We start from the raw sequence: 23,217 nt of genomic DNA, 5'->3' as shown, positions 1-23,217 counted from the left end.
GACCCATGACCACTGAAGTGCGCTCGCTCCGCGAGTTCAAGATGCCGGACGTCGGTGAGGGCCTGACCGAGGCCGAGATCCTGACCTGGTACGTCAAGCCGGGCGACACCGTGACCGACGGCCAGATCGTCTGCGAGGTGGAGACCGCGAAGGCGGCGGTCGAGCTGCCGATCCCGTTCAACGGCACGGTCGACCAGCTGTTCTTCCCGGCCGGTACGACGGTCGACGTCGGCACCGCGATCATCTCGGTCGCCGTCGGCGAGGGGGCCGCCCCGGCGGCCGCCCCCGCTGCCGCCGCTCCGGTGGCGGCCCCGGCCGTCCAGGCCGCCGCGGCCGTCGAGGAGGCCGTCCCGGAGCGCCGCGAGGTGCTCGTCGGGTACGGCCCGCGTACGGGCGGCACCCAGCGCCGGGCCCGGAAGACGGCCGCGCCGGCCGCCGTGGCGCCCGCTGCCGTCGTGGCGCCGGTCGTCGTGGCGCCCGCTGCCGTCGTGGCCGCTCCGGTCACCGGTGAGCGTCCGCTGGCCAAGCCGCCGGTCCGCAAGCTCGCCAAGGACCTCGGGATCGACCTGCGGGCCGTCACCCCGACCGGTCCGGACGGCGTGATCACCCGCGAGGACGTGCACGCCGCCGCGGCGCCCGCCGCCCCCGTGGCCGTCGCGCCCGCCGAGCTGCCGTCGGCCCCCGTCGTGGCCGTGGCCGTGGAGTCCGCAGCGGTGCCGAGCGGCAGCGGCGACATCCGGGTGCCGGTCAAGGGCGTCCGCAAGATGACCGCCCAGGCGATGGTGGCCTCGGCGTTCACCGCCCCGCACGTCACCGAGTTCGTCCAGGTCGACGTGACCCGGACGATGAAGCTCGTCCGCGAGCTCAAGGAGACCGGCGAGCTGGGCCAGGGCGTTCGGGTCAGCCCGCTGCTGCTGGTCGCCAAGGCGCTGCTGACGGCCGTCAAGCGCTACCCGGAGGTCAACGCGGCCTGGGACGAGGCCGCCCAGGAGATCGTCGTCAAGGGCCGGGTGAACCTCGGCATCGCCGCGGCCACCCCGCGCGGGCTGATCGTCCCGAACATCAAGGACGCCGGTTCGCAGACCCTCCCGCAGCTGGCGGTCTCGCTCGGTGAGCTGATCGACACCGCCCGGCAGGGCAAGACCTCGCCCGCCGAGATGTCGGGCGGCACCATCACCATCACCAACGTCGGCGTCTTCGGCGTCGACACCGGCACCCCGATCCTCAACCCGGGCGAGGCGGCCATCCTCGCCTTCGGCGCGGTCCGGGAACTGCCGTGGGTGCACAAGGGCAAGGTCGTCCCGCGCCTGGTGACCACGCTGGCGCTCTCCTTCGACCACCGCATGGTCGACGGCGAGCTGGGTTCCAAGGTGCTGGCGGACACCGCCGCGATCCTGGAGCGCCCGAAGCGCCTCATCACCTGGGGCTGATCCGACCCGGGTACGACGGAAGGGCCCTGCTCACCCCCGTGGGAGCAGGGCCCTTCCGCGTTCTCAGCGCCGGACGAACCGGCGGCGCACCACGTGGAGCACCCCGGCACCGAACGCGACGCAGGCGGCGGCCGAGCCGAACAGGAAGCCGACCGGAGCGGACGGCCCGGTGTGCGCGAGCTCGGTGCGGGCGGCCTCGGTGCCGGCAGCCGGCGCGGTCGGGGCGGGCGTCCCGCTCGCCGCGGCGGCCGGCGGCGCGGCGGGGGAGACGGCAGCGAGTACGGCGGCGGGTACGGCAGTGCTGGCTGGGGCCGTGGTCGGCGCGGTGGTCGGGGCCGCGCCGGGGGCGGTCGTCGGGGCCCTCGGCGGGACGGCGGCCGGACGGTTGATCTTGAGTGTGATCATGTTCGGCCTGCGGTCGGCGTCCCGGAAGCCGGAGTAGACCTCGATCTGCTTCAGCTGCTTCGGGGCGGTGGCCGAGAGCCCGAGGCGGAACAGGTACCGGTGGGCGTGCCCGTCCTCCAGCGGAGCCTGGAGGACCGAGGTGTCGGCACCGAGCGTCGGGTCACAGGTGTGGTGCAGCGGGAGGTGGTGCCAGGACCCGCCCAGCATCACGTCGAGGTTCACGTCCGAGGGCTGGAGGTTGACCAGCCTGCCCGGGGTGCCGCTGTCCGCGCTGCCGAACACCGCGAAGCCCGGGGCGATCCGCTGGTAGGCGGAGCCGGTGGTGTTGACCATCTCCACACCCATCTCGACCCTGCTCCCGGCGGTCACCGAGGTCGCGGCCGGCGGGAGGAACGCGCTGATGGGGTCCGTGGCGTGGCGCGGCTCCGGGGCCGCCGAGACCGTCGTCGGCGCGTCGTCACCGCAGGCCCAGGCCGCGGCGCCGCCGGGGAGCAGGGGGAGAGCGGCACTGAGGGTGAGGGCCGTGGCCCCCGCACCGAGGAGCGTACGGGCGGTGACGTTCTTCGTGAATGCGGAGATACCGGACACGCGCATGATGTGTTCCCTCAAGGACCTGGTGCTGACGGTGTGTTGGATGAAGGCGGCCGGTGGCTGCGTCCCCCCGGCTTCCGCCGGTCCCGCTCTTCGTGCCTTCCCAGGGATAGACGTGCATCCCCGCCGGGGGTTGCAGGTGAGTTCAGAATATTTTTCGAGCCGGGCGGCAACCCCTTGGCGATACTGCTCCGGTGACAGATCACCAGACCGCGGAGCAGGCCGGGTCCGCCACCGAACAGACCGTCCACCGCCCGTCCGTACGCCGGGACACCTCGCTCTCCGCGCTGCTCTCCGGGCTGGTGTGCATCGCGGTGGGCTTCTCCGGCCCGCTGGTGGTGGTGCTGGCGGCCGCGGCGGCCGGGCACCTCGACCAGGCGCACACCGCCTCCTGGATCTGGGCCGTCTCGGTCGGCAGCGGGCTCACCTCGCTGCTGCTCAGCTGGTGGACCCGGACCCCGGTGATCACCGCCTGGTCCACCCCCGGCGCCGCGCTGCTGGTGACCAGCCTGGGGGCGTACCCGTACCGCGAGGCGATCGGCGCGTTCCTGCTGAGCGGCGTGGTGGTCACGGTGTTCGGGGTGACCGGGCTGTTCGGCCGGCTGATCCGGGCCATCCCGCCCGGGATCGTGAACGCGATGCTCGCGGGCATCCTGTTCTCCTTCGGCGCCGGCATCTTCTCCTCGCTGCACACCGCGCCCGTCCTGGTGCTGGGCTGCTTCGCCGCCTTCCTGCTCGCCAAGCGGTTCCAGCCCCGGTACGCCGTCCCCGTCGCGCTGCTGACCGGCGCGCTGCTCGCCGCCGCCACCGTCGGCCTGCCACTGCACCTGGGCGGCGGCGGACCCGTCCACCCGGTGCTGACCACCCCCGCCTTCGGCTGGTCCGCGGCGGTCGGGCTCGCGCTGCCGCTCACCATCGTCGCGCTCGCCTCGCAGAACGCCCCCGGGCTCGGGGTGCTGCGCGCCTCCGGCTACCGGCCGGACGACCGGCTGCTGGTCGGCGTGACCGGCGGCCTCTCGGTCCTGCTGGCCCCCTTCGGCTCGCCCGGGATCAACCTCGCGGCGATCACCGCCGCGATCTGCACCAGCCCCGAAGCCCACCACGACCGGCGCCGCCGCTACATCGCCGGGATGTCCACCGGGGTGCTCTACCTGGTCGTCGGCAGCTTCGGCGGCGTCCTGGTCACCCTCTTCACCGGTCTCCCGCACGCCCTGATCGCAGTGATCGCCGGGGTCGCCCTGCTCGCCTCCTTCCAGGGCAGCCTGGCCGGCGCCCTCGCCGACGAACCGGGCCGCGACGGCGCCGTCGTCACCTTCCTCGCCACCGCCTCCGGCATGTCCCCGCTCGGCATCGGCTCAGCCTTCTGGGGCCTCCTCCTCGGCCTCGCCACCCACCTGGCCCTACGACTGCGCCACCCCTAGCCACCCACCTCCCCACCCCGCGCCCCAGGCGCGAACCCCCGTGCGGCCGACCCCGGATTGGGCCGGACCGGCGAACCTTCCCCGCCGCAGGTCTGCGCCACGCCGTGGTGCGGGTACGTCTTCGCGACCCCCCACCCGAGCGCCCGCCGGGTGACCGGAGCACCGAGGACGCACCCGTATGCCGCCTGGCAATCCTGGCCGTCTCGCCCCGAGTCTCGCCGCGCTCGTGCTGCTGTCGGCCGCCGTTCTGCCCGCTGTGCTGGAGGTCGCCTCGCCCGCGCCCTTCGACGCGATCGGCAGCTCCGGTCCGGTCCCGGACCGTGCGGTCCCGCCGCACACCACAGCCGTCCGGGCGGATCTGCGGGCGGTGGGCACCGCCCCGACCGTCGACATAAGGCGGACCGGCGCGCCCGCCAACCGGATCACCCTGGTCCTGCTCGGGGACGGCTACACGGAGGACCAGCAGGAGCTGTTCCGCCGGCAGGCGGATCTGGCCTGGCACGCGCTGATGGACATCGAGCCGTTCCGCAGCTACCAGGGCTTCTTCAACATACGGCGGGTCGAGGTGGTCTCCCCGGTCTCCGGCATCGCCGAGACGGAGAACCACAGCCGCAAGCCGAACACCCCGCTCGGCATGCACTTCTGGTGCGAGGGCACGGCGCGGCTGCTCTGCGCGGACGAGTCCGCCACCGCCCGGTACGCGGGCGAGGGGGAGGGGCCGCAGTACCTGATCGCGCTCGCCAACTCCACCGAGTACGGCGGCGCCGGCGGCACCGGGGTGACCACGCTGGCGGGCGGTAGCCCCGACGCCGGGCGGATCATCCAGCACGAGATAGGGCACACGGTCGGCGACCTGGGGGACGAGTACGACAGCGCGCCGGACGACTCCGACTACCCGAACCTGGCCGCCGTGAACGCCGAGGAGATGAGCCGCACCCACGTGAAGTGGTGGCACTGGCTGGGCGCGCAGTCCCCGGACGGCGGCGGCACCGTCGGTGCGTACCGCAGCACCAACGGCGTCTACCGGCCGACCGCCGACTCGGTGATGCGCACCCTCGGCGGCACGTACAACCTGCCCTCCCGGGAGGCGATCATCGAGCAGCTGTACCGCCGGGTGAGCCCGATGGACCCGCCGGTACCGGCGGCGGGCGCGGTCTCCGGCCGGCCCCGGCTCCAGGTCCGGCCGGTGGCGCTGGCCGGTCCGAGGCAGCTGCGGGTGGACTGGCGGGTGGACGGCGTACCGGTCGAGCCGCAGACGCCGGACCGCACCTGGCTGGACACCGACACGCTCGCGCTCGCGCCCGGCCGGAGCGTGAACGTCAGTGCCACCGTCCGGGACACCACGGACTGGGTCCGCGACGAGGCGTTCCGGGACCAGCGGATGACCAAGACGGTGACCTGGACGCTGAAGGGCTGACCTGGCGGGCTGAAACGGGTGGTTCGTGTCCAGCGCACGCCCCCTGCGGGGCCGATCATGTGATCGGATGACTAGTCTGTCGGGGTGACCGTGGACCCAGTCAGCCCCGCCCGCGCCGGTGCCGTCCCCGGTCCCCGCCCCACCGCACCCGGCACGGGCCCCGCACCCGGCACGGGCCCCGCACCCTCGGGCCTGCGGCCGCCGCCCGGCGGCCGGGCCGCCTGGTTCGCCTGGTCGATCGGCGTCAGCGCCTACGTCCTCGCCGTACTGCACCGCACCAGCCTCGGCGTGGCCGGACTGGACGCCGCCCACCGGTTCGGCATCAGCGCCTCCGAGCTCTCCACCTTCTCGATCCTCCAGGTGCTGGTCTACGCGGCGATGCAGATCCCGGTCGGGCTGCTGGTCGACCGCTTCGGGCCGCGCCGGGTCCTGCTGACCGGCGTCCTGCTGCTCAGCGCCGGACAGCTCGCCTTCGCCTTCAGCCCCGCCTTCGGGCCCGCGCTCGCCTCGCGGGCGGTGCTCGGCTGCGGCGACGCGATGACCTTCATCAGCGTCCTGCGGATCGCCGCCCGCTGGTTCCCGGCGGCCAAGAACCCGATGGTCGCCCAGCTGACCGGCCTGGTCGGCACGGGCGGCAACCTGGTCACCACGGTGGTGCTGGCCCAGGCCCTGCACAGCGAGGGCTGGACCTTCACCTTCACCGCCATCTCGCTGCTGGGCATCGGCGTCTTCGCGCTGATCGCCCTGCTGCTCCGGGAGACCCCGCCGGGGGCGGTCGCCGCGGCGGCCCCACCGGTCGGGCGCCGGATCTCCGTCCGGACCCAGATCCGGGACTGCTGGCGGGAGCCCGGCACCCGGCTCGGGATGGCCGTGCACTTCACCACCCAGTTCCCGGGCAACGCCTTCGCACTGCTCTGGGGCCTGCCCTACCTGGTCGAGGGCCAGGGCATGACCCGCGCCGAGGCCGGCGGCATGCTGACGCTGCTGGTGCTCAGCAACATGCTTGTCGGGCTGCTCTTCGGCCGCCTGCTGCTGCGCTCCGCCCGGGCCAGGATGCCGATCACCATGACCGTGATCGGCAGCACGGCGGCCTGCTGGACCCTCGTCCTGGCCTGGCCCTCCGGGCACCCGCCGCTCTGGCTGCTGGTCGTCCTGCTCGTCGTGATGGGCAGCAACGGCCCGGCCTCCCTGGTCGGCCTCGACTACGCCCGCTCCCACAACCCGATCGAACGCCTCGGCACCGCCTCGGGCATCGCCAACATGGGCGGCTTCATCGGCACGGTGATCACCCTGCTCGGCGTCGGCGTCCTGCTCGACGCCCTGGCCGGCCCGGCCGGCTACACCGCCGAGACGTACCGCTGGGCCTTCTGCTGGCTGTACGTACCGCTGCTCTTCGGGACGGCGACGATCCTGCGGCTGCGGCGGAAGCTGGAGCGGGCTTAGGGTTTCTGACCTGCGGAAACGCGGATACCCTCATTTCAAATGAGGGTAATGACGACATGAACGCGCCGTATGCATGAGTTCAACTCAGGCATACGGCGCTTTGCCTGCTTCAGCTACGCGGGCAGCTGGCCCGTCGCCTTCAGCAGGTCGGCGATCTCCTGGACGGTGGCGTGGAACCGGAGCGAGCCGGCCTCCACCAGCAGCAGCCTGTTGCCCGCCTCCGCACGCGGGGGTGACGGGGCCTCGGGCATCGGCTCCGGCGCGGGCGGGGTGTGGGCGAGCCGACGGATCAGATCGACCAGCTTGAGCTTCTCGCAGCGGGGGACGGCCGTCCCGCCCCGGATCCCGACGCGCTCGACGCTCGCGCAGTGGAAGTAGGCCCCGAACGGCGGCCCGCTGTCGTCCTCGCGCTTCGGCACGCGGAACTCCATCTCCCCGTGCCGACAGTGCACCGTCCCGTCCGACCGGACGTGGATCCCCGGTCCGCCGTTGTCCTGGTCGATCTCGGCCAGGATCTGCACCTGCTGCCCGACCGCCTCGGCGAGCGTCTCCGCCATCCGCCGCTGCTGCTGCGGGATGTCGGTGTCACCGCGCCGGATGGACGGGAGGAGGTCACGCGTGACCCACTCCTGGAAGGCCGTGGCAGCCGCCTTCGTCGACCTCATGATCAGGGTGTACAGCCCGGCCTCACTCACCACGCTGACCATCGGGTTACCGCGCGCGTAGGGTTTCCCACCTGCGGGAATGTCATTACCCTCAGAATTTCTGAGGGTAACGTGCCGGATGTTGACGGACCGTGTGTCGTCGGGTCGAACGATCCTCAGCGTCTCGCTCGGGTTGGTGCGGCCCAGCACCTTGCACACGTCCGCCGTGACGAACCACGGCTCGCCGTTGATCACCACCACCCTGATCGGCTGCCCCGTGACGGGGAAGCTCGACCGCACCAGCTCCATCTCGTCCTCGTCCATGACGCCCCTCCTTCTTCCGGTTATGGGCTGACCGGAACAACGAGGCCGAACGGGTGACGTATCGGTACCAGCGGACCGTACGGAAGCGCGAAGTGCGCCACCCCGCGCGCGGTCGTCCGTATGCACCCGATCCGGTGTAACGCTGACCGTGTGCGGGCGATGGGTCAGGGGGTCAGCGCGAAGCCGGCCAGGATCCGGGCCGCCAGCTCCTGGTCGCCCTCGATCTTGACCGGGCCGGGGCGGCCGCGACCGCAGGCGAGCCGCAGGTACGTCTCCCAGTCCAGCGTGAACTGGACGTCGGGTGCGAGGCTGACGGTCTCGTCCACCGACCCGTGCCCGGCCTCGTCCACCCGGACGGTGCGGAGGAATTCGAGCGGGCCGGTCACGTCGAAGGAGACCGTCGTCCCGGCCGGGGCGCCCGCCAGCTTGGCGACCACCTTCGGCAGGCCCATCAGCAGGAAGTCGCGGGTGATCACCGCGGCCGGGGAGTCGAGGTTGCCGGGGATGCCCAGGGCGCGCCGCAGGTCCTGCTCGTGCACCCAGATGTCGAAGACCCGCAGCCGCAGCAGGTTCGCGTACGGGAGGTCGTAGGCGAACGGGCCGGCCGGGAAGCGGGCCGGGGCGTCCGGGTCCTGCGGGCCGTTGCGCAGCGCGCGGGAGCGGCGGATGACGGTGTAGTCGAGTTCGCCGGTCATCTCGGGCGCGGTGTGGCAGCGGCGCTTGTCGACCGGCAGCTCCAGGTACCGGGCGAGCTCGCCGGTGATGTGGCGCAGATCACCCGGGAGCGAGTGGATCGGCCGCGGGTCGCCGAGCAGCTCGGACTCGACCGCGATGACGTGCGAGACCACGTCGCGGACGGACCAGCCGGGGCATTCCGTCGGCCGGTTCCAGGCGTCGGTGGGCAGCGGCGCCACCAACTCGGATATCGATTCGATGGACTGGGTCCACGCATCGATGTAAGCCTGCACGGTCTGGTTGTCCGTCACGGGAATCTCCGGCCCTCCGTCAGCTTCCTTGCCGCGCCGCCCAGAGTGCGGAAGACCGGGAATCCCGGCTTCCGGGCGCACGCGCTAACCGCACGTTACGCTGCCGGATGACAGCCGGGCAGCGCTTTCGGGTGACGATCGTAGGACTGGTCTTATGGACGGTGGTAGTGTGCGCGCCTCATTGATCCAACTAGCGGTCTCCGACCACGAGCCTCCTGCCGAACGGCGGGCCAGGGCAGCCGCCCTGGTACGGGCTCAGGACACCTCTGACCTGGTAATCCTCCCCGAGCTGTGGCCGCTGGGAGGGTTCGCGTACGACGCCTGGTCGGACGGCGCCGAACCCCTCGACGGGCCCACTGCGGAGGCGATGTCGGCGGCCGCGAAGGCCGCCGGGGTCTGGCTGCACGCCGGGTCGATCGTCGAACGCGATCCGGACGGGCCGATCTACAACACCTCGTTGCTCTTCGCGCCCGACGGTGAGCTGGCGCACACCTACCGCAAGATCCACCGCTTCGGCTTCGACAGCGGCGAGGCCGTGGTGATGGGGGCCGGGCAGGAGATCGTCGCGGCCACCACCGAGCTGGGCACGCTCGGTCTGGCGACCTGCTACGACCTGCGCTTCCCGGAGCTGTTCCGCGCCCTGCTGGACGCCGGCGCCGAGCTGCTGGTCGTTCCGGCCGCCTGGCCGGAGCGCCGCCGGGAGCACTGGACGCTGCTGGCCCGGGCCCGTGCGGTCGAGGAGCAGGCGTTCGTGCTGGCCTGCAACACCGCCGGCACCCACGGCGGCGTCGAGCAGGCGGGCCACAGCATCGTGGTCGACCCGTGGGGCCGGGTGCTCGCCGAGGCGGGCAGCGGCGAGGAGGTCCTCACGGTGGACTTCGACCCGGCCGAGGTGGCGAAGGCCCGGGTCGAGTTCCCGGTCCACCGTGACCGCCTGCTGGGCATCCCGGCGCCCGTCCAGCGCGCCTAGACGCGCCTGGACCGGGGCCGGCCGAGCGGCGCGGGGCCCGCGCGAGAGCCGGGGTGACGGCGCCGCGCCTGAGGCCCCGCGCCGCTCCCCGGCCCGTTCCCGCGCCGTTCTCCTGCCTGTTCCCCGCGCCGATCCTCCCGCCCGGGACCCGTGCACGGCGGACCCGGCGGCGGAGCCCTGCGCATTCGGCTCTCATTTTTGAGAAGATGAGCCGTCGTCGCGTTCTGAACGGATGAGCGCGAGCCCGGCCCCGAGCCCGGAGAGGAGCCCGTCGCCCAGATGTCCGGCAGAGTCGGTACAGGCGCGATCGGCGTCGGTGACAGCCCCTCCCCGATCCAGCGCAACAGCCTCCGCGAGCAGATTGCGGGCGCCCTGCGCGAGGAGATGATGGCCGGGCGGCTCGCCGCGGGCCGGAACTTCACGGTCAAGGAGATCGCCGAACTGTACGGGGTCTCGGCGACCCCGGCGCGCGAGGCGCTGGTCGACCTGGCCGCGCAGGGGCTGCTCCGGGCGGAGCACCACCGGGGATTCACCGTTCCCGAGTTCACCTGGCGCGACTTCCTGGAGATCTTCGAGAGCCGGGCGATGCTCACCGACAGCGCCTTCCGGCTGCTCGGCGCGCTGGGCAGCGGCTACGACTGGAACCGGCTGTCCTCGCTGCGCCGCCGGGCCGAGGCGGCCGACCGGGCCGCCCGGTCGGGGCAGCTCGACGTGCTGGTCGGCTGCGACCGGAGGTTCTGGCAGGAGGCCGGCCAGCTGCTGGGCAACCGGCGGACGGCCGACTACCTGGACTGGCTGCGGGTGCAGTCCTGGATGTTCGTGGCGCCCTACCTGCGGTCGGCCGAGACGCTGGACGGGCTCTGCTGGGCCCGCCACACCGAGCTGGTCGAGCGGATCGAGGCGCGGGACGTCCCGGGGGCCCACCGGATGGTCAACGAGTACAACCTCTTCACGGTGGAGCTGCTGGCCCGGCTCACCGGGAACTCGCTGGACACGGTCGCCGTCCTCCCGCTGCTGACCGCGCCGGTCGCCACCGGACCCGCCACCGGACCCGCCACCGGACCCGCCACCGGACCGGTCACCGCCCCGACCGAGGCCCGCGAGGCGTGCGAGACCCACGAGAGCCGTGAGGCGTGCGAGGTCCGCGAGGCCCGCGAGGCCACCGAGCCGCCGGGGGCGTCGCCGGTGGGTCTGGGCGCCGTCCCGCGGCCGCGCTTCGTCGCGCCCGGCCGTTTCGGCCTGCCGCTGCTGCCGGGGGGCGGCGGCGCGCTGGGCCGGTAGGGTGGGCGGTCGTTGCCGTCGACCGGAGAGGACGAGCCGGCCCATGGCCTGCGACCTCTGGCTCGTCCCGCTCGTGGACGTGCTGACCCAGAGCCCCGAGAACCCGTTCCGGGACGATCTGCTGCGCTACAACAACGCGTTGGCCGAGCACGGGCTGCCCCAGGTGCCGGTCTACGAGTACGTGCCGGGCTTCAGCGGCGACGTCGAGCCGATAGCCGCGTTCGACTACGACTCGCTGCACTTCCTGCGCCGCGCCTACCTGCTGGGCGTCACCGGCTTCCAGATCAGCCCGGTGGACGCGCTCGGCAGTGACTACGAGCAGCTGCTGGAGATGTTCGAGAGCACGGCCGAACAGTCGCACCTGGTCTGGCACTTCGACCACGCGGGCGCGTACGTGCCGATCGACTTCCAGATCCCGCTGGTGGTCGACAGCCTGTTGGAGTCCGGCGGGCCGCTCGGCTCCTCCTACGGACTGCTGCGCGAACTGATCGCGGTGGCACCGGTCTTGGGGATAGACCCGCTCAGCCCGCCGCAGCCCACCCGCCCGCTCGGCCCCACCGGCCTGGAGCAGCCCTTCGGCCCGCCGCTGGACGATTTCCACCCGTACGCCCGCGAGCGGCACGCCTGGGCGGGCCTGTACGCGGCGGCCACCCGCAGCGTCTCCCAGGGCTCGATGGTCGTCTTCGCCTGAGACCCCGGCGGGCCCGCCGGCCGGGGCGCCGGCCGGCAGCCCGGGAGCGGCACCCGCAGCGGCTCGGGAACCGTGCGGGGAACCGCGTGAAACCGCAGGTACGTACGGTGCCGCACCCCGGCCGCGCAGTTCCCCGTTGCCCGGGCCGAGCCCCTACCGCAGGGGCCCCTCCGGCGGCCGCTGGCGCGGCATGGTGGGACGGTTGCCCAGCGGGGGCAGCATCCGGACCTGGGCGCCCGCGCCGGTCTCGTTGCGGCCGCCCCAACTGCCCGGCGCCTGGGTGGGCAGCTTGGTCATGGTGGCGCGGAACTCCAGCATCCAGTCCGAGGTCTCGCTGCGGACCAGCTCCGACACGTCCTCGCAGAACCGCCGCAGCACACCCAGGCAGCGCTCGGCCGCCTCGCCGGCTGTGCCCTCGGTCGGGCCGAGCACCTCGCGCACGCACTCCGAGGCCCAGTCGAACTGGAACGCCTCCAGCCGCCGCTGCAGGGCCTGGGCGGTGCTGACGTCCCGCATCCAGCCGGAGGTCAGCCCGAAGGCCCGGTCCGCGCCGAAGCAGGCCGCCGAGACGGCCAGCGCGACGTACCCCCACTCGGCCGCCCGGTCGGCGGAGCCGGTGAGGGCCACCAGCGGAGCCGTCACCCCGACGCTGGCGAAGGCGGCCGCCCCGAAGCGCAGCAGCCGCGCCCAGCGGCGCTTCCAGAGCCGGTCCCGGCGGTACCAGTCGATCGCCTCGACGGCCCGCTCCTCGGACCAGCGGTAGAGCTCCTCCAGACGTTCGGCGGGCTCGCCCCAGTCCCCGAGCGGGAACTGCCGGGCACTCAGGTCCGTGCGGCGACGGGTCGGTGCCCGCCCGGGGGAGGCTGCGGCGGGTTGGTCCTCCTCGCCGACTTCCTTGCCCCAGGGACTCTCCTCGGGCTGCATTTCCGGCTGGCTCACCTGTGGGGCTCCCTGTGGCGGGCGGACTGCCGAGGCCCTGGCTGGGTGCCGGGCCTGACGGCACGTTGAACGGACACGCTGAACTGACATGCTGTTCGAGCCGGCGCGCTGTGCGACACGAGAAGGTGCGACACGGGAAGGACGGTCGTCCAGGGTGTCGTGCGCCGACCGCTGCCGGTTGTTCTCCAACAGCACTTCTTACCGCCAAATGGCTGATCATGGGGGCGCTTCAGCAGCGATCGTTACCGGAATTCACCCGTTCACGCCGAGGTGGGAGAGTTTCGGAGGGTGCTGGGATTTCACCCGTCCGAGCGAGCCCCCGCTGTCGCCCGGTCGTGACGGGCGGGGTCCGGGAACCCCGGAACTGGAGGTTCCTCCAGTCTTCGGCCTGGTCGGCGGCCCGGGCTTCGGAGGTTCGGACGGGACCGGAGCGCGGCCCCCGCGGGCCACCGACTACCCTTCCAAGCGTGAAGGTCCTCGTCATCGGCGGCGGCGCCCGCGAACATGCCCTGTGCCGCTCTCTTTCCCAAGATTCCGACGTCACCGAGTTGCACTGCGCCCCGGGTAACGCCGGGATCGCGCAGGTGGCGACGGTGCACCCCGTCGACCAGCTGGACGGTGCGGCGGTGACCGCGCTCGCCCGGCAGCTGGCCGCAGACCTGGTCGTGGTCGGCCCGGAGGCCCCGCTCGTCGCGGGCGTCTCCGACGCCGTGCGCGCGGCCGGCATCCCCGTGTTCGGCCCGTCCGGCGAGGCGGCGCAGCTGGAGGGCTCCAAGGCGTTCGCCAAGGACGTGATGGCCGGGGCCAACGTCCCGACCGCCCGCAGCTACGTCTGCACCACCCCGGCCGAGGCCGCCGAGGCGCTGGACGCCTTCGGTGCCCCGTACGTGGTGAAGGACGACGGCCTGGCGGCCGGCAAGGGCGTGGTGGTCACCTCCGACCGCGCCGAGGCGCTGGCACACGCCGCCTCCTGCGAGCGCACCGTGATCGAGGAGTACCTGGACGGCCCGGAGGTCTCGCTCTTCGCGATCACCGACGGCGTCACCGTGGTCCCGCTCCAGCCCGCGCAGGACTTCAAGCGCGCGCTGGACGGCGACGAGGGCCCGAACACCGGCGGCATGGGCGCCTACTCGCCGCTGCCGTGGGCACCCGAGGGCCTGGTCGCCGAGGTGCTGGAGACCGTCCTGCAGCCGACCGTGGACGAGCTCCGCCACCGGGGCACCCCGTTCTCCGGCCTGCTCTACGCCGGGCTGGCGCTCACCTCGCGCGGCACCCGGGTGATCGAGTTCAACGCCCGCTTCGGCGACCCGGAGACCCAGGTCGTGCTGGCCCGGCTGCGGACCCCGCTCGCCGGTGTCCTGCTCGCCGCCGCCAACGGCACGCTGAACACGCTGGAGCCCCTGCGCTGGGACGACGGCGCCGCCGTCACCGTGGTGATCGCCTCCGAGGGCTACCCGGCCGCGCCGCGCACCGGCGACCCGGTCGAGGGCCTGGCCGACGCCGAGGCGGCCGACGGCACGGTGTTCGTGCTGCACGCGGGCACCCGGGCCGGCGAGGCCGGCGAGGTGCTCAGTGCGGGCGGCCGCGTCCTCTCCGTCACCGCGACCGGTGCGGACCTCGCCGAGGCCCGCACCCGGGCCTACCAGGGCGTCTCGAAGATCAGCCTCAAGGGCGCGCAGCACCGCACCGACATCGCCCTGAAGGCCGCCGAGTAGCGGCTCCCCTTTTTCGGGCCCCGTACTCCCGGGGGCAGAGCTGTACGAGGGCGTTGCGTCCGGTCATCCCACCGGACGTAGCGCCCTCTTCGCTGTCCGGGGGCCAGCCGCCACACCGGACGGCGGCAGGATTCCAGCCCTTCGGGTGATGGAGAAGGCATCCGGCTGACGTGGTCCGGCCGGTGGCCTTATGGTGCGCTGGATCGCTGTGGCGGTGGTTGTGCCGCGGTGATCGCCGCCGGGTGGCCCGGCGTTGCCGGGGGGATGCTTGACAGGTGACGGTCCGGAATTCGCACGCCGTCACCAGGACGGGTGGAATCCGAGGTGATCTGGAACGACCACCCGTACGCGGGCGTCAAAACTGTCAGAAGCGCCACGCAGGAAGCACAACCGGGGTCGGCTGCCGCCGTTTCCCGGTCGGAAACTGATCATTTCGAGTCGACTCGGACGGTCCACCGACCCCTTCGAGCGCTCCGAAGGGGGTGCCGCGCCGTATGGCAGCTGTCGACGCAGCCCGCGCACGTGCCCAGGCCGTGCTGCGGGTCCGAGGGCTCGCCCTGGCCGCCGCCGCCCTGCCCGCCGCCGTCGCGGTGGTGCTGCTGGCCGGGCGGGTCACCGGCCGGCTCGGTGCGCCCGGCTCAGCCGACAGCGCGGGGTGGGACGCCGCGCGCTGGGCGGTCTGTGCCGTCGCGGCGCTGACGCTGCTGGCGGCCTACCTGGTGGCGCGGGCGCACGCCCGCGCCGTGCCGCCCCGTACTCCGGCCGTCCCGGTGGAGCCGGCGGCCGCGCCCGAGCTGTACCGGCTGATCAACGAGCTGGCGGAGCGCCTGGAGGTGCCCGCCCCGTCGGGCATCGCGCTCACCCCGGACTGCGACAGCTGGCTGGAGGACGCCCATCCGCGCCTGGGCGTGTTCGCCCGCCGCCAGGCGGAGCCGTCCGCGCCCGTGCTGGTGATCGGCTCGCCGTTCCTCTGGTGGATGCGCGCGGGCGAGCTGCGGGCGCTGCTGGCCCCGGTGGTGGCCGGGACGGCGGCCGCCGCCGACCCGGAGATCGCCGCCGCCCGCCGCTTCGTCCGCAGCCTGGACGCCGCGCTCGGCGAGCCCCGCCGGGGCCCGGCCGTGCTGGTCGGCCGGGCCACCCGCGCGCTGCTCGCGGCCTGCCGGGAGCACTCCGCGGAGCTGGAGCGGGCGGTGGCCGGCCGGGCCTCCGACAAGGCGAAGGCGGTCGACTACGGCCTGCGGATCGCCGCCCAGGAGCAGGTCGGCCTCGCCTACGCCGGGTGGGACCGGCTGCTGACCAGGGTCGCGCTGCCCGCCTGGCGGCTCGGCCGGCACCCGGCGCACCTGAACGCGGGTGTGGTGGCGGCCCTCACCGAGCTCTCCCGCCGCGACCGGCTGGCCGACGGCTACGCGAGCCGGCTCGGCGACCGCCCGGCCTGCGACCTGCTGGAGGAGCCGGGGGAGACGGACGCGGCGGTCTCGCTGCTCGCGGCCGAGCTGTTCTTCGGCGACCCGCCCACCGGCCGGACGCCGGGCGCGGCCGACGGCTGGCGGGAGCTGGACTGGGACGACTACCCGGAGCAGGTCGCGGACCGGGGCTGGCGGGTCCAGGCCGCCGCCCTGCAGACCGCGCTGGCCGGCTCCGGCCCGGCCGTGCCGACGCTGAACCGGCTGCTGGCCCGGCTCGCGGAGGGCGACGGAGAGCCGTTGGCGGCCGCGCTCACCTCGCACCTGGCGCGCACCTCGCGGCCCGCGCCCCCGCTGCAACCCGCGCGCAGCGGGCACGACCTGCTGGTCGAGCACGTCTCGGCGACGGTCTGCTGCGCGGTGCTCGACGCCGGGGCCGCCACGCCGGGCCTGGACTGGCTGGACGGCCCGGTGCTGCTCGTCGACGGGGTGCGGCGGGCGGATCTGGCGGCCGCGGTGGCGCAGGCGGTCGAGCAGGGCAAGGACGCGCCGCTGCGGGCCTGGCTGGAGGCGGCCGGGGTCCGGCTGGAGCGGCCCGTCCGGCTGTGACCGGGCTGCATCGGAACACGACCGAACAATTTTCAACAATACTTGTTGCTACCGTGGGGTGACGCAGAGCCAGCGGTATGTGGTGTGCTGGAGCGCACGCACATCCGTGTGGCACATGCCGCCGACGGGCGTGAACTGTTGGAGGGGCCCGTGGGGACGGAACTCAACCGCCGCTGGGAGTCCGGCACGCTGGCACACGGCGTGTCCGACCCCTTCGGCCAGGGCCCGCTGCCCTGGCTGCGGAGCCCGGACCACTACGTGGCCGGCACCGAGGGCGCGGTGCCCTGGTACGTCAGCCTGGACGCACCTGGCCAGCAGCCGCTGTCCGCGCCGCGCCGCAAGCCGCCGGCCGGGACCCCGGGCAACTCCGACGACGTGGACCAGCAGATCAAGGGGTTCGCCTCGGCCGGGGTGGTCCACCCGGGTGGCGCGGTGGACTTCCGGGTCACGGTGAACCCGCCGCGCGAGTTCACCGTGGACGTCTACCGGATCGGCCACTACGGCGGCGCCGGCGCCCGGCACATGACGGCCAGTCCGCGGATCGCCGGCCTCGCCCAGGCCGCGCCGCTGGTGGTCGGCCGGACGGTCTCCTGCCACCACTGGTGGCAGTCCTGGCGGCTGCACGTCCCGCAGCACTGGGGGCCCGGTGCGTACGTCGCCGTGCTCACCACCTCGGACAACCTGCACCGCAGCCACATCCCGTTCACGGTCAGGGACTTCGACGAGCGGACGCATCCGGCGGAGCTGCTGCTGGTGCTGCCCGACATCACCTGGCAGGCGTACAACCTCTTCCCCGAGGACGGGCGCAACGGCGCCAGCCTGTACCACGCCTGGGACGGCCAGGGGCGGTTGATCGGCGAGCCGGAGGCCGCCGTCACGGTCTCCTTCGACCGTCCGCACGCAGGGGCGGGGCTGCCGCTGCACGTCGGGCACGCGTACGACTTCATCCGCTGGGCCGAGCGCTACGGCTACGACCTCGCCTACGCCACCGCCTCCGACCTGCACGCGGGGCTGGTGGAACCGGCCCGGCACAAGGCGCTGATCTTCCCCGGCCACGACGAGTACTGGTCCGAGCCGATGCGGCGGACGGTCGAGCGGGCCAGGGACGGCGGCACCTCGCTGGTCTTCCTGTCCGCCAACACCATGTACTGGCGGGTCGAGCTGACGCCGGGCCCGTCCGGCGAGCCGAACCGGATGCTCAACTGCCGCAAGCGCCAGCGGGTACCGGCCGGCCACCCGGCCGCCGGGCTGCCCGGCAGCCACAGCGCGCTCTGGCGCGACGCGGGCGAGCCCGAGCAGCTGCTGCTCGGCGTCCAGTACGGCGGCAGCGTGCCCACGCCCGTCCCGCTCGTGGCCCGGAACACCGGCCACTGGCTCTGGGAGGGCACCGGACTGCGGGACGGCGACGGCCTGCCCGGCCTGGTCGCGGGCGAGGCCGACCACTACTTCCCGAAGGTGGCGCTCTCCCCGCACACCGAGCGGATCCTGCTCGCCCACTCGCCCTACCGCGACGCCGACGGCCGCTCCCGCCACCAGGAGACCTCGCTCTACCGGGCACCCAGCGGCGCGTACGTCTTCGCCTCCGGCACCTTCGCCTGGTCCCCCGCGCTGGACCGGCCCGGCCACACCGACGAGCGGATCCAGCGGGCCACCGCCAACCTGCTCGACCACCTCTGCAAGGACGGGTGAGAGCGCCCGAGGGGCCGCCGTCGGCGCCGGGTCCGAGCGCCCGTGGGCGGGCGGAGGAGAGCGCCCGTAGGAGAACCGGCGGAGGGCTCGTGAAAGACTCGGGGCCAGTGACCTCCCCTTCGCGGCTTCCCCACCCGCGAACCACCCCTGAGGACTGAGACGACCTTGAGCGGATTTGTCACCAAGCCCGAGCCGGTCCAGGTGCCCGGCCTGGTCCACCTGCACACCGGCAAGGTGCGCGACCTCTACCGCAACGAGTCGGGTGAGCTGGTGATGGTCGCCAGCGACCGGACCTCCGCCTTCGACTGGGTGCTGCCCAACGAGATCCCCGACAAGGGCCGGATCCTCACCCAGCTCTCGCTGTGGTGGTTCGACCGGATCGCCGACCTCGTGCCGAACCACGTGATCTCCACCGAGGTACCGGCCGGTGCCCCCGCCGACTGGAAGGGCCGCACGCTGGTCTGCCGCAGCCTGGAGATGGCCCCGGTCGAGTGCGTGGCCCGCGGCTACCTGACCGGCTCCGGCCTGGTGGAGTACCGCCAGGACCGCACGGTCTGCGGCATCGCCCTCCCCGAGGGCCTGGAGGACGGCTCCGAGCTGCCCGCCCCGATCTACACCCCCGCGCTCAAGGCCGCGGTCGGTGAGCACGACGAGAACGTCTCGTACGAGGAGACCGCCCGCCGGATCGGCGCCGAACTGGCGGCCACCCTGCGGCAGACGACGCTCCAGGTGTACTCCCGGGCCCGGGACATCGCCCGCGAGCGCGGCATCATCCTGGCCGACACCAAGTTCGAGTTCGGTCTGGCCGACGGCGAGCTGGTGATCGGCGACGAGGTGCTCACCCCCGACTCCTCGCGCTTCTGGCCCGCCGACCAGTGGGAGCCGGGCCACGCCCAGCCCTCCTTCGACAAGCAGTTCATCCGCGACTGGCTGACCTCCCCGGAGTCCGGCTGGGACCCGAAGGGCGAACTGCCGCCGCCGGCCCTGCCCGCCGAGATCGTCGAGCGGGTCCGCGCCAAGTACGTCGAGGCGTACGAGCGCCTGACCGGCACCCCCTGGGTCTGAACAACAGGGCGCGGGACTGTACAGCTCAGGGCAACCACATCAGGGGCGCGGGGGACTGCGCGATCAACCGTGCACGGACGTCGTGCCCTGGTCGCACAGTTCCCCGCGCCCCTGGGGGTAACCCGTTCTGAACGGTGAACCCGCGTCCCTGAACGGTGACTCCCTCAGATCCAGCCCGCCTCGCGGGCCTTGCGGACGGCCGCGTGGCGGTTCTCCGCGCCGAGCTTGCCCGCCGCCGAGGAGAGGTAGTTGCGGACGGTGCCGGGGGAGAGCGCGGCGCGGTCGGCGATCTCGGCGATCGAGGTGCCGTCCGCGGCCAGCTCCAGGACGTCCGTCTCACGGGGCGTCAGCGGGCTGTCGCCGGAGCTGATCGCGTCGGCGGCGAGCTCCGGGTCGATGTAGCGGCCGCCGGTCCGGACGGTGCGGATGATGCCGGCCAGGTCGGCGGCCGAGACCGTCTTCGGCAGGAAGCCACGGACGCCGACCTGCAGGGCCCGCTTGAGGTACCCCGGGCGGCCGTGGCCGGTCACGATCATCGTGCGGCAGTCGGGCAGCAGCCGGCGCAGTTCGGCCGCCACCTCGATGCCGTCCAGCCCGGGCATCTGCAGGTCCAGTACCGCGATGTCGGGCCGGTGGGCCCGGGCCATCGCGACCGCCTCCGGGCCGGTGGCCGCCTGGGCGACCACGACGAGGTCCTCCTCCAGTGAGAGCAGTGCGGCCAGCGCCCCGCGGATCAGGTGTTCGTCGTCGGCGAGCAGGACACGGACGGGCTCGGTCATCGGGGGGACGCCTCCGGGGCGTGGGCGGTCAGCGGGACGGCGGCGGTCAGCCGGAAGCTGCCCGGCTCCGCCGGGGGGAGGGTCAGCTCGCCGCCGTGCGCGGCGAGCCGTTCGCGCAGTCCGGCCAGGCCGGTGCCGGACCGGGCGGTCGGCCGGTCGGCCGGGACGCCGTCGTTGGTGACCTCCAGGACCGCCCGCTCCGCCGAGAGCCGGAGCCGCACCGAGCAGCGCCGGGCCTCGCTGTGCCGCAGCACGTTGGTGGTCGCCTCGCGCACCACCCAGCCCAGCACCGACTGGACGGCGGGCGGCAGCGCGCCGCCGTCGGGGCCCAGGTCGATCTCGCAGCCGACGTCGGCGGCCCGCAGCACCGAGCGGGCGCCGGACACCTCCGCCTGGAGGTCGGCGGTGCGGTAGCCCCGGACCACGTCCCGGACCTCGCGCTGCGACTCCTGGGCGATCCGTTGCACCTCGGTCATCTGGTCGGCGGCCTCCGGGCGGCCCCGGCGGGCCAGTTGGACGGCGAGTTCGCTCTTCAGCGCGATGGTGGTGAGGTTGCGTCCGAGCACGTCGTGCAGGTCGCGCGAGAACCGCAGCCGCTCCTCGGCGACCGCCAGCCGGGACTGCGTCTCCCGGGCGGTGTCCAGTTCCCACACCACCCCGATCAGCCAGGCCGAGCACCGGCAGGTGGCGCCGAACACCGCCATCGTGAGCGCGCTGACGCACAGCAGGCCGGACGTGGTGGAGAGGCTCAGCCCGGCGGCCAGCGAGCCCGGGACGGTGAGCAGCAGCAGGGCGGCGGCCGCGGCAACGGACCGGCGGACCGGCAGCGCGATCACCACCGGCCCGAACCAGAACACGACCACAGAGAGGCCCAGGGTCGCCGTCAGCGGGACCCGGTCGGGGCCCGCGTCCGGCCCGGTCAGCAGGATCGCCCAGTACGAGAGGAGCGCCACGACGCCGGTGCCGGCCAGCCAAGCGGTGGGACGGTCCCGGCGGCCCAGGTAGTGGGCGAGCGCGATCCGGAAGAACACGATCGCGGACACCGTGCCGAGCAGCACCAGCCCCATCCCCAGCCGCGCCGCCGCCGGCGGCAGCCCACGGCCGGCGGCGGAGCCGAGCGTGGCCAGCGACACGAAGGGCTGGAGCAGCGCGGCGAAGTAGAGCGACCAGCGCAGGTAGAGCTCGGTCCGCTGCGGTTTCCCCATGCTCCGCCAGCGTCGTACCGGCCTCGGCCGTTCCATCGCGTCCCCTCCCACCTGCTTCTTAGACCGACCGGCACATGGTGGGCGGCGTCGCGACGCCCGGGCTGTCGCCTGGACGGCTTCTCCTCAGTCGCCAGGGCTCCGCCATGGCTCCTTCGTCGGCACCGCCCAGACTCGGCCCGGACGCCGCTCCTTCCTCCACCCACCATGTGCCGGTCGGTCTTACGCTGCTCTTCTTATCAGCTGCCTTCCCCCAGCTGCCTTCCCCGCGGGATTCCACCGAGCGGCCGGCTCCCCGGCTCCCCGGCTCCCCGGCTCCCCGGGGTGCCGGTCAGCGCCGGGGTTCCCAGCGGAACCAGCGCCGCGCCGCCCAGACCGCCGCGCCCGCCCAGAGCGTCGCGAGGCCGAGCTGCGGGGCGGCCTCGGCCCAGCTGCCGGCGAAACCGGTCGCGGGGGAGGTGCCGTCGGTGCCGAACCAGCCGATCCGCAGCAGTTGGAACGCCGGGGTGGCGGGCAGTACCCGGCAGACCTCGGCGAGCCCGTGCGGCATCCCGCTCAGCGGGAACAGCAGTCCGGACCCGAACTGGCTGATCAGCAGCACCGGCAGGGTGGTGATGCCGGCGCTCTCGACGGTCCGGGTGAAGGCGCTGGACAGTGCGGCCAGCGCGATCAGCAGGACGAGGCAGAGGGCGAGCCCGGCCAGCATCAGCAGCGGGTTCACCGGGACGGGCAGGTCCAGCAGCGCGGCTCCCGCCCCGCCCAGCACGGCGCACTGGAGCAGCGCGAGCGCCACCGACGGCACCGCCGTGCCGCCGAGGATCTCCAGATCCCGGGCCTCCCCGGTGCGCAGCCGCTTGAGCACCAGCTCGCCGCGCCGCGCGACGTACGCCGCGGTGAGGTTGTAGTACACGACGAACAGCAGCACCAGCCCGAGTACCCCGATGGTCAGGGTCGAGTTCAGGTCGGTGGTGGTGGCGTGCGGAGTCTGCTGCTTGAGCAGGCTCCGGATCCCGCCGACCAGGAACACCGGCAGGGCGAGGGCGGTGAACAGCGCGGTCCGGTTGCGGAGCAGCAGGGTGGTCTCGGCGCGGCCGAGGGCGAGCAGGCGGCCGGCGGTGGTGCCGGTGGCAGAGCCCGTGGTGGCAGGCCTCGTGGTGCTGGTGACGGTGGTCATCGGGCGGTTCCGATCAGGGCAGGGGCGGCGGGGTGCACCGTGGCGGTGTCCGCGGACGCGGCGATCGCGAGGAAGGCTTCTTCGAGCGAGGCGCTGCGGGCGTCCAACCCGCCGAGCGCGACCTCCTGGTGGGCCGCCCAGCCGAGCAGCCCGGTGAGGGTGGACTGCAACTGGTGGGTCTGCACGGTGATCCGGCGCCCGTCCGCGGTGACCTCGGCCCCGGGCAGCGGCGGCAGCGCGAGCGTCTCGTACCGGCCGTGTCGCTCGGGGAGCTCGAAGGAGATCCGGGCGGGCCGTCCGGCGATCACCTCGGCGACGGTGCCGGCGGCGGCCACCCGGCCCCGGTGCATGATCGCCAGCCGGTCGGCGAGCTCCTCGGCCTCCTCCAGGTAGTGCGTGGTGAGCAGCACGGTGGTGCCCTGGGCGCGGAGTTCGCGGACCAGCCGCCAGACGGCGGCGCGGGCCTCGGGGTCGAGGCCGGTGCTGGGTTCGTCCAGGAAGAGCACCTCGGGGCGGCCGAGCAGGGCCATCGCGAGGTCCAGGCGGCGCCGTTCGCCGCCGGAGAGCTGCTTCACCCGGACTTTGCGGCGGTCGAGCAGGCCGACCAGGTCGAGCGCCTCGTCCACCGGGCGGGCCCCCGTGGTGAGCCCGGTCCAGGTGCGGCCGGTCTCGGCGACGGTGAGGTCGCCGGGGAAGCCGCCCTCCTGGAGCATGATCCCGATCCGGGGGCGGAGCGCCGCCCGCTCGCGGTGCGGATCGAGCCCGAGCACCCGGACCCGGCCCGCCGTCGGGGCGGCCAGGCCCTCGATCAGCTCCAGGGTGGAGGTCTTGCCGGCTCCGTTGGTGCCGAGCAGGGCGAGGAGCTCGCCCCGGCGGACGGTGAGGTCCAGGCCGCGGACGGCGTCGAACCCGGCGGCGCCGGCCGGTCCGTAGCGGCGGTGCAGGCCGACCGCCTCGATGGCGGGCGGCTCGCGGTGGCTGGTGTCGTTGGCGTCCATGGAGGCAAGCCTTCCGCCGGCCGGCCGACGGCGGCAGT

19 protein-coding genes are annotated in these 23,217 nt (G+C 73.8%); 11 read left to right on the top strand and 8 right to left on the bottom strand.

Going from position 1 to position 23,217, the window contains the following annotated elements; genetic code table 11:
- Positions 1 to 5: 5 nt before the first annotated feature.
- Complete coding sequence (locus ABD330_RS22075) at positions 6 to 1,430, top strand: dihydrolipoamide acetyltransferase family protein (protein ID WP_344467655.1); 1,425 nt, start codon at positions 6 to 8, stop codon at positions 1,428 to 1,430.
- Positions 1,431 to 1,493: 63 nt separating this feature from the next.
- On the opposite strand, the gene ABD330_RS22070 is transcribed toward ABD330_RS22075, so the two are convergent.
- Positions 1,494 to 2,429 (bottom strand): hypothetical protein, encoded by a 936-nt coding sequence (locus tag ABD330_RS22070; RefSeq protein ID WP_344467654.1) that lies wholly within the window; start codon positions 2,427 to 2,429, stop codon positions 1,494 to 1,496.
- Positions 2,430 to 2,620: 191 nt separating this feature from the next.
- On the opposite strand from ABD330_RS22070, the gene ABD330_RS22065 reads away from it, so the two are divergent.
- From ABD330_RS22065 to ABD330_RS22055, 3 genes are all read left to right on the top strand, one after another.
- On the top strand, positions 2,621 to 3,847 hold the full coding sequence (locus ABD330_RS22065) for a benzoate/H(+) symporter BenE family transporter (RefSeq protein ID WP_344467653.1): 1,227 nt from the start codon (positions 2,621 to 2,623) through the stop codon (positions 3,845 to 3,847).
- A gap of 178 nt (positions 3,848 to 4,025) precedes the next feature.
- A complete protein-coding gene (locus tag ABD330_RS22060; RefSeq protein WP_344467652.1) occupies positions 4,026 to 5,264 on the top strand; it encodes a M64 family metallopeptidase in 1,239 nt (412 codons plus the stop codon).
- A gap of 84 nt (positions 5,265 to 5,348) precedes the next feature.
- Positions 5,349 to 6,707, top strand: a complete 1,359-nt coding sequence (locus ABD330_RS22055) for an MFS transporter (RefSeq protein WP_425555606.1) — start codon at positions 5,349 to 5,351, stop codon at positions 6,705 to 6,707.
- 113 nt (positions 6,708 to 6,820) lie between these two features.
- Here ABD330_RS22055 and ABD330_RS22050 read toward each other — a convergent pair whose 3' ends face one another.
- Both ABD330_RS22050 and ABD330_RS22045 read right to left on the bottom strand, forming a co-directional pair.
- A complete protein-coding gene (locus ABD330_RS22050; protein WP_344467651.1) occupies positions 6,821 to 7,675 on the bottom strand; it encodes a BRO-N domain-containing protein in 855 nt (284 codons plus the stop codon).
- 164 nt (positions 7,676 to 7,839) lie between these two features.
- Positions 7,840 to 8,661 (bottom strand): maleylpyruvate isomerase family mycothiol-dependent enzyme, encoded by an 822-nt coding sequence (locus ABD330_RS22045; RefSeq protein WP_344467650.1) that lies wholly within the window; start codon positions 8,659 to 8,661, stop codon positions 7,840 to 7,842.
- 169 nt (positions 8,662 to 8,830) lie between these two features.
- On the opposite strand from ABD330_RS22045, the gene ABD330_RS22040 reads away from it, so the two are divergent.
- The 3 genes from ABD330_RS22040 (at position 8,831) to ABD330_RS22030 (ending at position 11,603) form a co-directional block, all read left to right on the top strand.
- Positions 8,831 to 9,631: a carbon-nitrogen family hydrolase gene (locus ABD330_RS22040; protein ID WP_344467649.1), complete on the top strand. Its 801-nt coding sequence runs from the start codon at positions 8,831 to 8,833 to the stop codon at positions 9,629 to 9,631.
- A gap of 279 nt (positions 9,632 to 9,910) precedes the next feature.
- Positions 9,911 to 10,912, top strand: coding sequence for a GntR family transcriptional regulator (locus ABD330_RS22035; RefSeq protein ID WP_344467648.1), 1,002 nt, complete (start codon positions 9,911 to 9,913; stop codon positions 10,910 to 10,912).
- A gap of 43 nt (positions 10,913 to 10,955) precedes the next feature.
- Positions 10,956 to 11,603, top strand: coding sequence for a hypothetical protein (locus ABD330_RS22030; RefSeq protein WP_344467647.1), 648 nt, complete (start codon positions 10,956 to 10,958; stop codon positions 11,601 to 11,603).
- Positions 11,604 to 11,756: 153 nt separating this feature from the next.
- On the opposite strand, the gene ABD330_RS22025 is transcribed toward ABD330_RS22030, so the two are convergent.
- A complete protein-coding gene (locus tag ABD330_RS22025) occupies positions 11,757 to 12,542 on the bottom strand; it encodes an SLATT domain-containing protein (RefSeq protein ID WP_344467646.1) in 786 nt (261 codons plus the stop codon).
- A gap of 467 nt (positions 12,543 to 13,009) precedes the next feature.
- Between ABD330_RS22025 and purD the strand changes: the two genes are divergently transcribed.
- The 4 genes from purD to ABD330_RS22005 all read left to right on the top strand — a co-directional run bounded on the left by purD (position 13,010) and on the right by ABD330_RS22005 (position 19,026).
- On the top strand, positions 13,010 to 14,257 hold the full coding sequence (gene purD, locus ABD330_RS22020) for a phosphoribosylamine--glycine ligase (RefSeq protein ID WP_344467645.1): 1,248 nt from the start codon (positions 13,010 to 13,012) through the stop codon (positions 14,255 to 14,257).
- A gap of 494 nt (positions 14,258 to 14,751) precedes the next feature.
- Positions 14,752 to 16,272 carry a hypothetical protein gene (locus tag ABD330_RS22015; RefSeq protein ID WP_344467644.1) on the top strand — a complete coding sequence of 507 codons (1,521 nt, stop codon included), beginning with the start codon at positions 14,752 to 14,754 and terminating at the stop codon, positions 16,270 to 16,272.
- A 150-nt stretch (positions 16,273 to 16,422) separates the two neighbouring features.
- A complete protein-coding gene (locus ABD330_RS22010; RefSeq protein ID WP_344467643.1) occupies positions 16,423 to 17,961 on the top strand; it encodes a N,N-dimethylformamidase beta subunit family domain-containing protein in 1,539 nt (512 codons plus the stop codon).
- A 165-nt stretch (positions 17,962 to 18,126) separates the two neighbouring features.
- The gene (locus tag ABD330_RS22005) at positions 18,127 to 19,026 is read left to right on the top strand and encodes a phosphoribosylaminoimidazolesuccinocarboxamide synthase (protein WP_344467642.1); all 900 of its coding nucleotides are present in this window, start codon (positions 18,127 to 18,129) and stop codon (positions 19,024 to 19,026) included.
- 164 nt (positions 19,027 to 19,190) lie between these two features.
- Here ABD330_RS22005 and ABD330_RS22000 read toward each other — a convergent pair whose 3' ends face one another.
- From ABD330_RS22000 to ABD330_RS21985, 4 genes are all read right to left on the bottom strand, one after another.
- Complete coding sequence (locus tag ABD330_RS22000; protein ID WP_344467641.1) at positions 19,191 to 19,805, bottom strand: response regulator; 615 nt, start codon at positions 19,803 to 19,805, stop codon at positions 19,191 to 19,193.
- The gene (locus ABD330_RS21995; RefSeq protein WP_344467640.1) at positions 19,802 to 21,010 is read right to left on the bottom strand and encodes a sensor histidine kinase; all 1,209 of its coding nucleotides are present in this window, start codon (positions 21,008 to 21,010) and stop codon (positions 19,802 to 19,804) included. Before ABD330_RS21995 ends, ABD330_RS22000 begins: the two co-directional genes overlap by 4 nt.
- A gap of 328 nt (positions 21,011 to 21,338) precedes the next feature.
- Positions 21,339 to 22,181, bottom strand: coding sequence for an ABC transporter permease (locus ABD330_RS21990; protein ID WP_344467639.1), 843 nt, complete (start codon positions 22,179 to 22,181; stop codon positions 21,339 to 21,341).
- Positions 22,178 to 23,179: an ABC transporter ATP-binding protein gene (locus ABD330_RS21985; RefSeq protein WP_344467638.1), complete on the bottom strand. Its 1,002-nt coding sequence runs from the start codon at positions 23,177 to 23,179 to the stop codon at positions 22,178 to 22,180. Before ABD330_RS21985 ends, ABD330_RS21990 begins: the two co-directional genes overlap by 4 nt.
- Between the last annotated feature and the right edge of the window lie 38 nt (positions 23,180 to 23,217).

Origin of the sequence: Kitasatospora kazusensis (assembly GCF_039529945.1) — a bacterium.
GTDB classification, from domain to species: domain Bacteria; phylum Actinomycetota; class Actinomycetes; order Streptomycetales; family Streptomycetaceae; genus Kitasatospora; species Kitasatospora kazusensis.
Note: the sequence above shows the minus strand (reverse complement) of the source record. Positions and strands in the feature narration are given on the sequence as shown.

What these genes read in the sequence shown, in the direction of transcription:
- ABD330_RS22000 (WP_344467641.1), bottom strand. Translation starts at nt 19,805, where the DNA reads ATGACCGAGCCCGTCCGTGTCCTGCTCGCCGACGACGAACACCTGATC.
- ABD330_RS22015 (WP_344467644.1), top strand. Translation starts at nt 14,752, where the DNA reads ATGGCAGCTGTCGACGCAGCCCGCGCACGTGCCCAGGCCGTGCTGCGG.
- ABD330_RS22050 (WP_344467651.1), bottom strand. Translation starts at nt 7,675, where the DNA reads ATGGACGAGGACGAGATGGAGCTGGTGCGGTCGAGCTTCCCCGTCACG.
- ABD330_RS22030 (WP_344467647.1), top strand. Translation starts at nt 10,956, where the DNA reads ATGGCCTGCGACCTCTGGCTCGTCCCGCTCGTGGACGTGCTGACCCAG.
- ABD330_RS22075 (WP_344467655.1), top strand. Translation starts at nt 6, where the DNA reads ATGACCACTGAAGTGCGCTCGCTCCGCGAGTTCAAGATGCCGGACGTC.
- ABD330_RS22070 (WP_344467654.1), bottom strand. Translation starts at nt 2,429, where the DNA reads ATGCGCGTGTCCGGTATCTCCGCATTCACGAAGAACGTCACCGCCCGT.
- ABD330_RS21995 (WP_344467640.1), bottom strand. Translation starts at nt 21,010, where the DNA reads ATGGGGAAACCGCAGCGGACCGAGCTCTACCTGCGCTGGTCGCTCTAC.
- ABD330_RS21990 (WP_344467639.1), bottom strand. Translation starts at nt 22,181, where the DNA reads ATGACCACCGTCACCAGCACCACGAGGCCTGCCACCACGGGCTCTGCC.
- ABD330_RS21985 (WP_344467638.1), bottom strand. Translation starts at nt 23,179, where the DNA reads ATGGACGCCAACGACACCAGCCACCGCGAGCCGCCCGCCATCGAGGCG.
- ABD330_RS22060 (WP_344467652.1), top strand. Translation starts at nt 4,026, where the DNA reads ATGCCGCCTGGCAATCCTGGCCGTCTCGCCCCGAGTCTCGCCGCGCTC.
- ABD330_RS22035 (WP_344467648.1), top strand. Translation starts at nt 9,911, where the DNA reads ATGTCCGGCAGAGTCGGTACAGGCGCGATCGGCGTCGGTGACAGCCCC.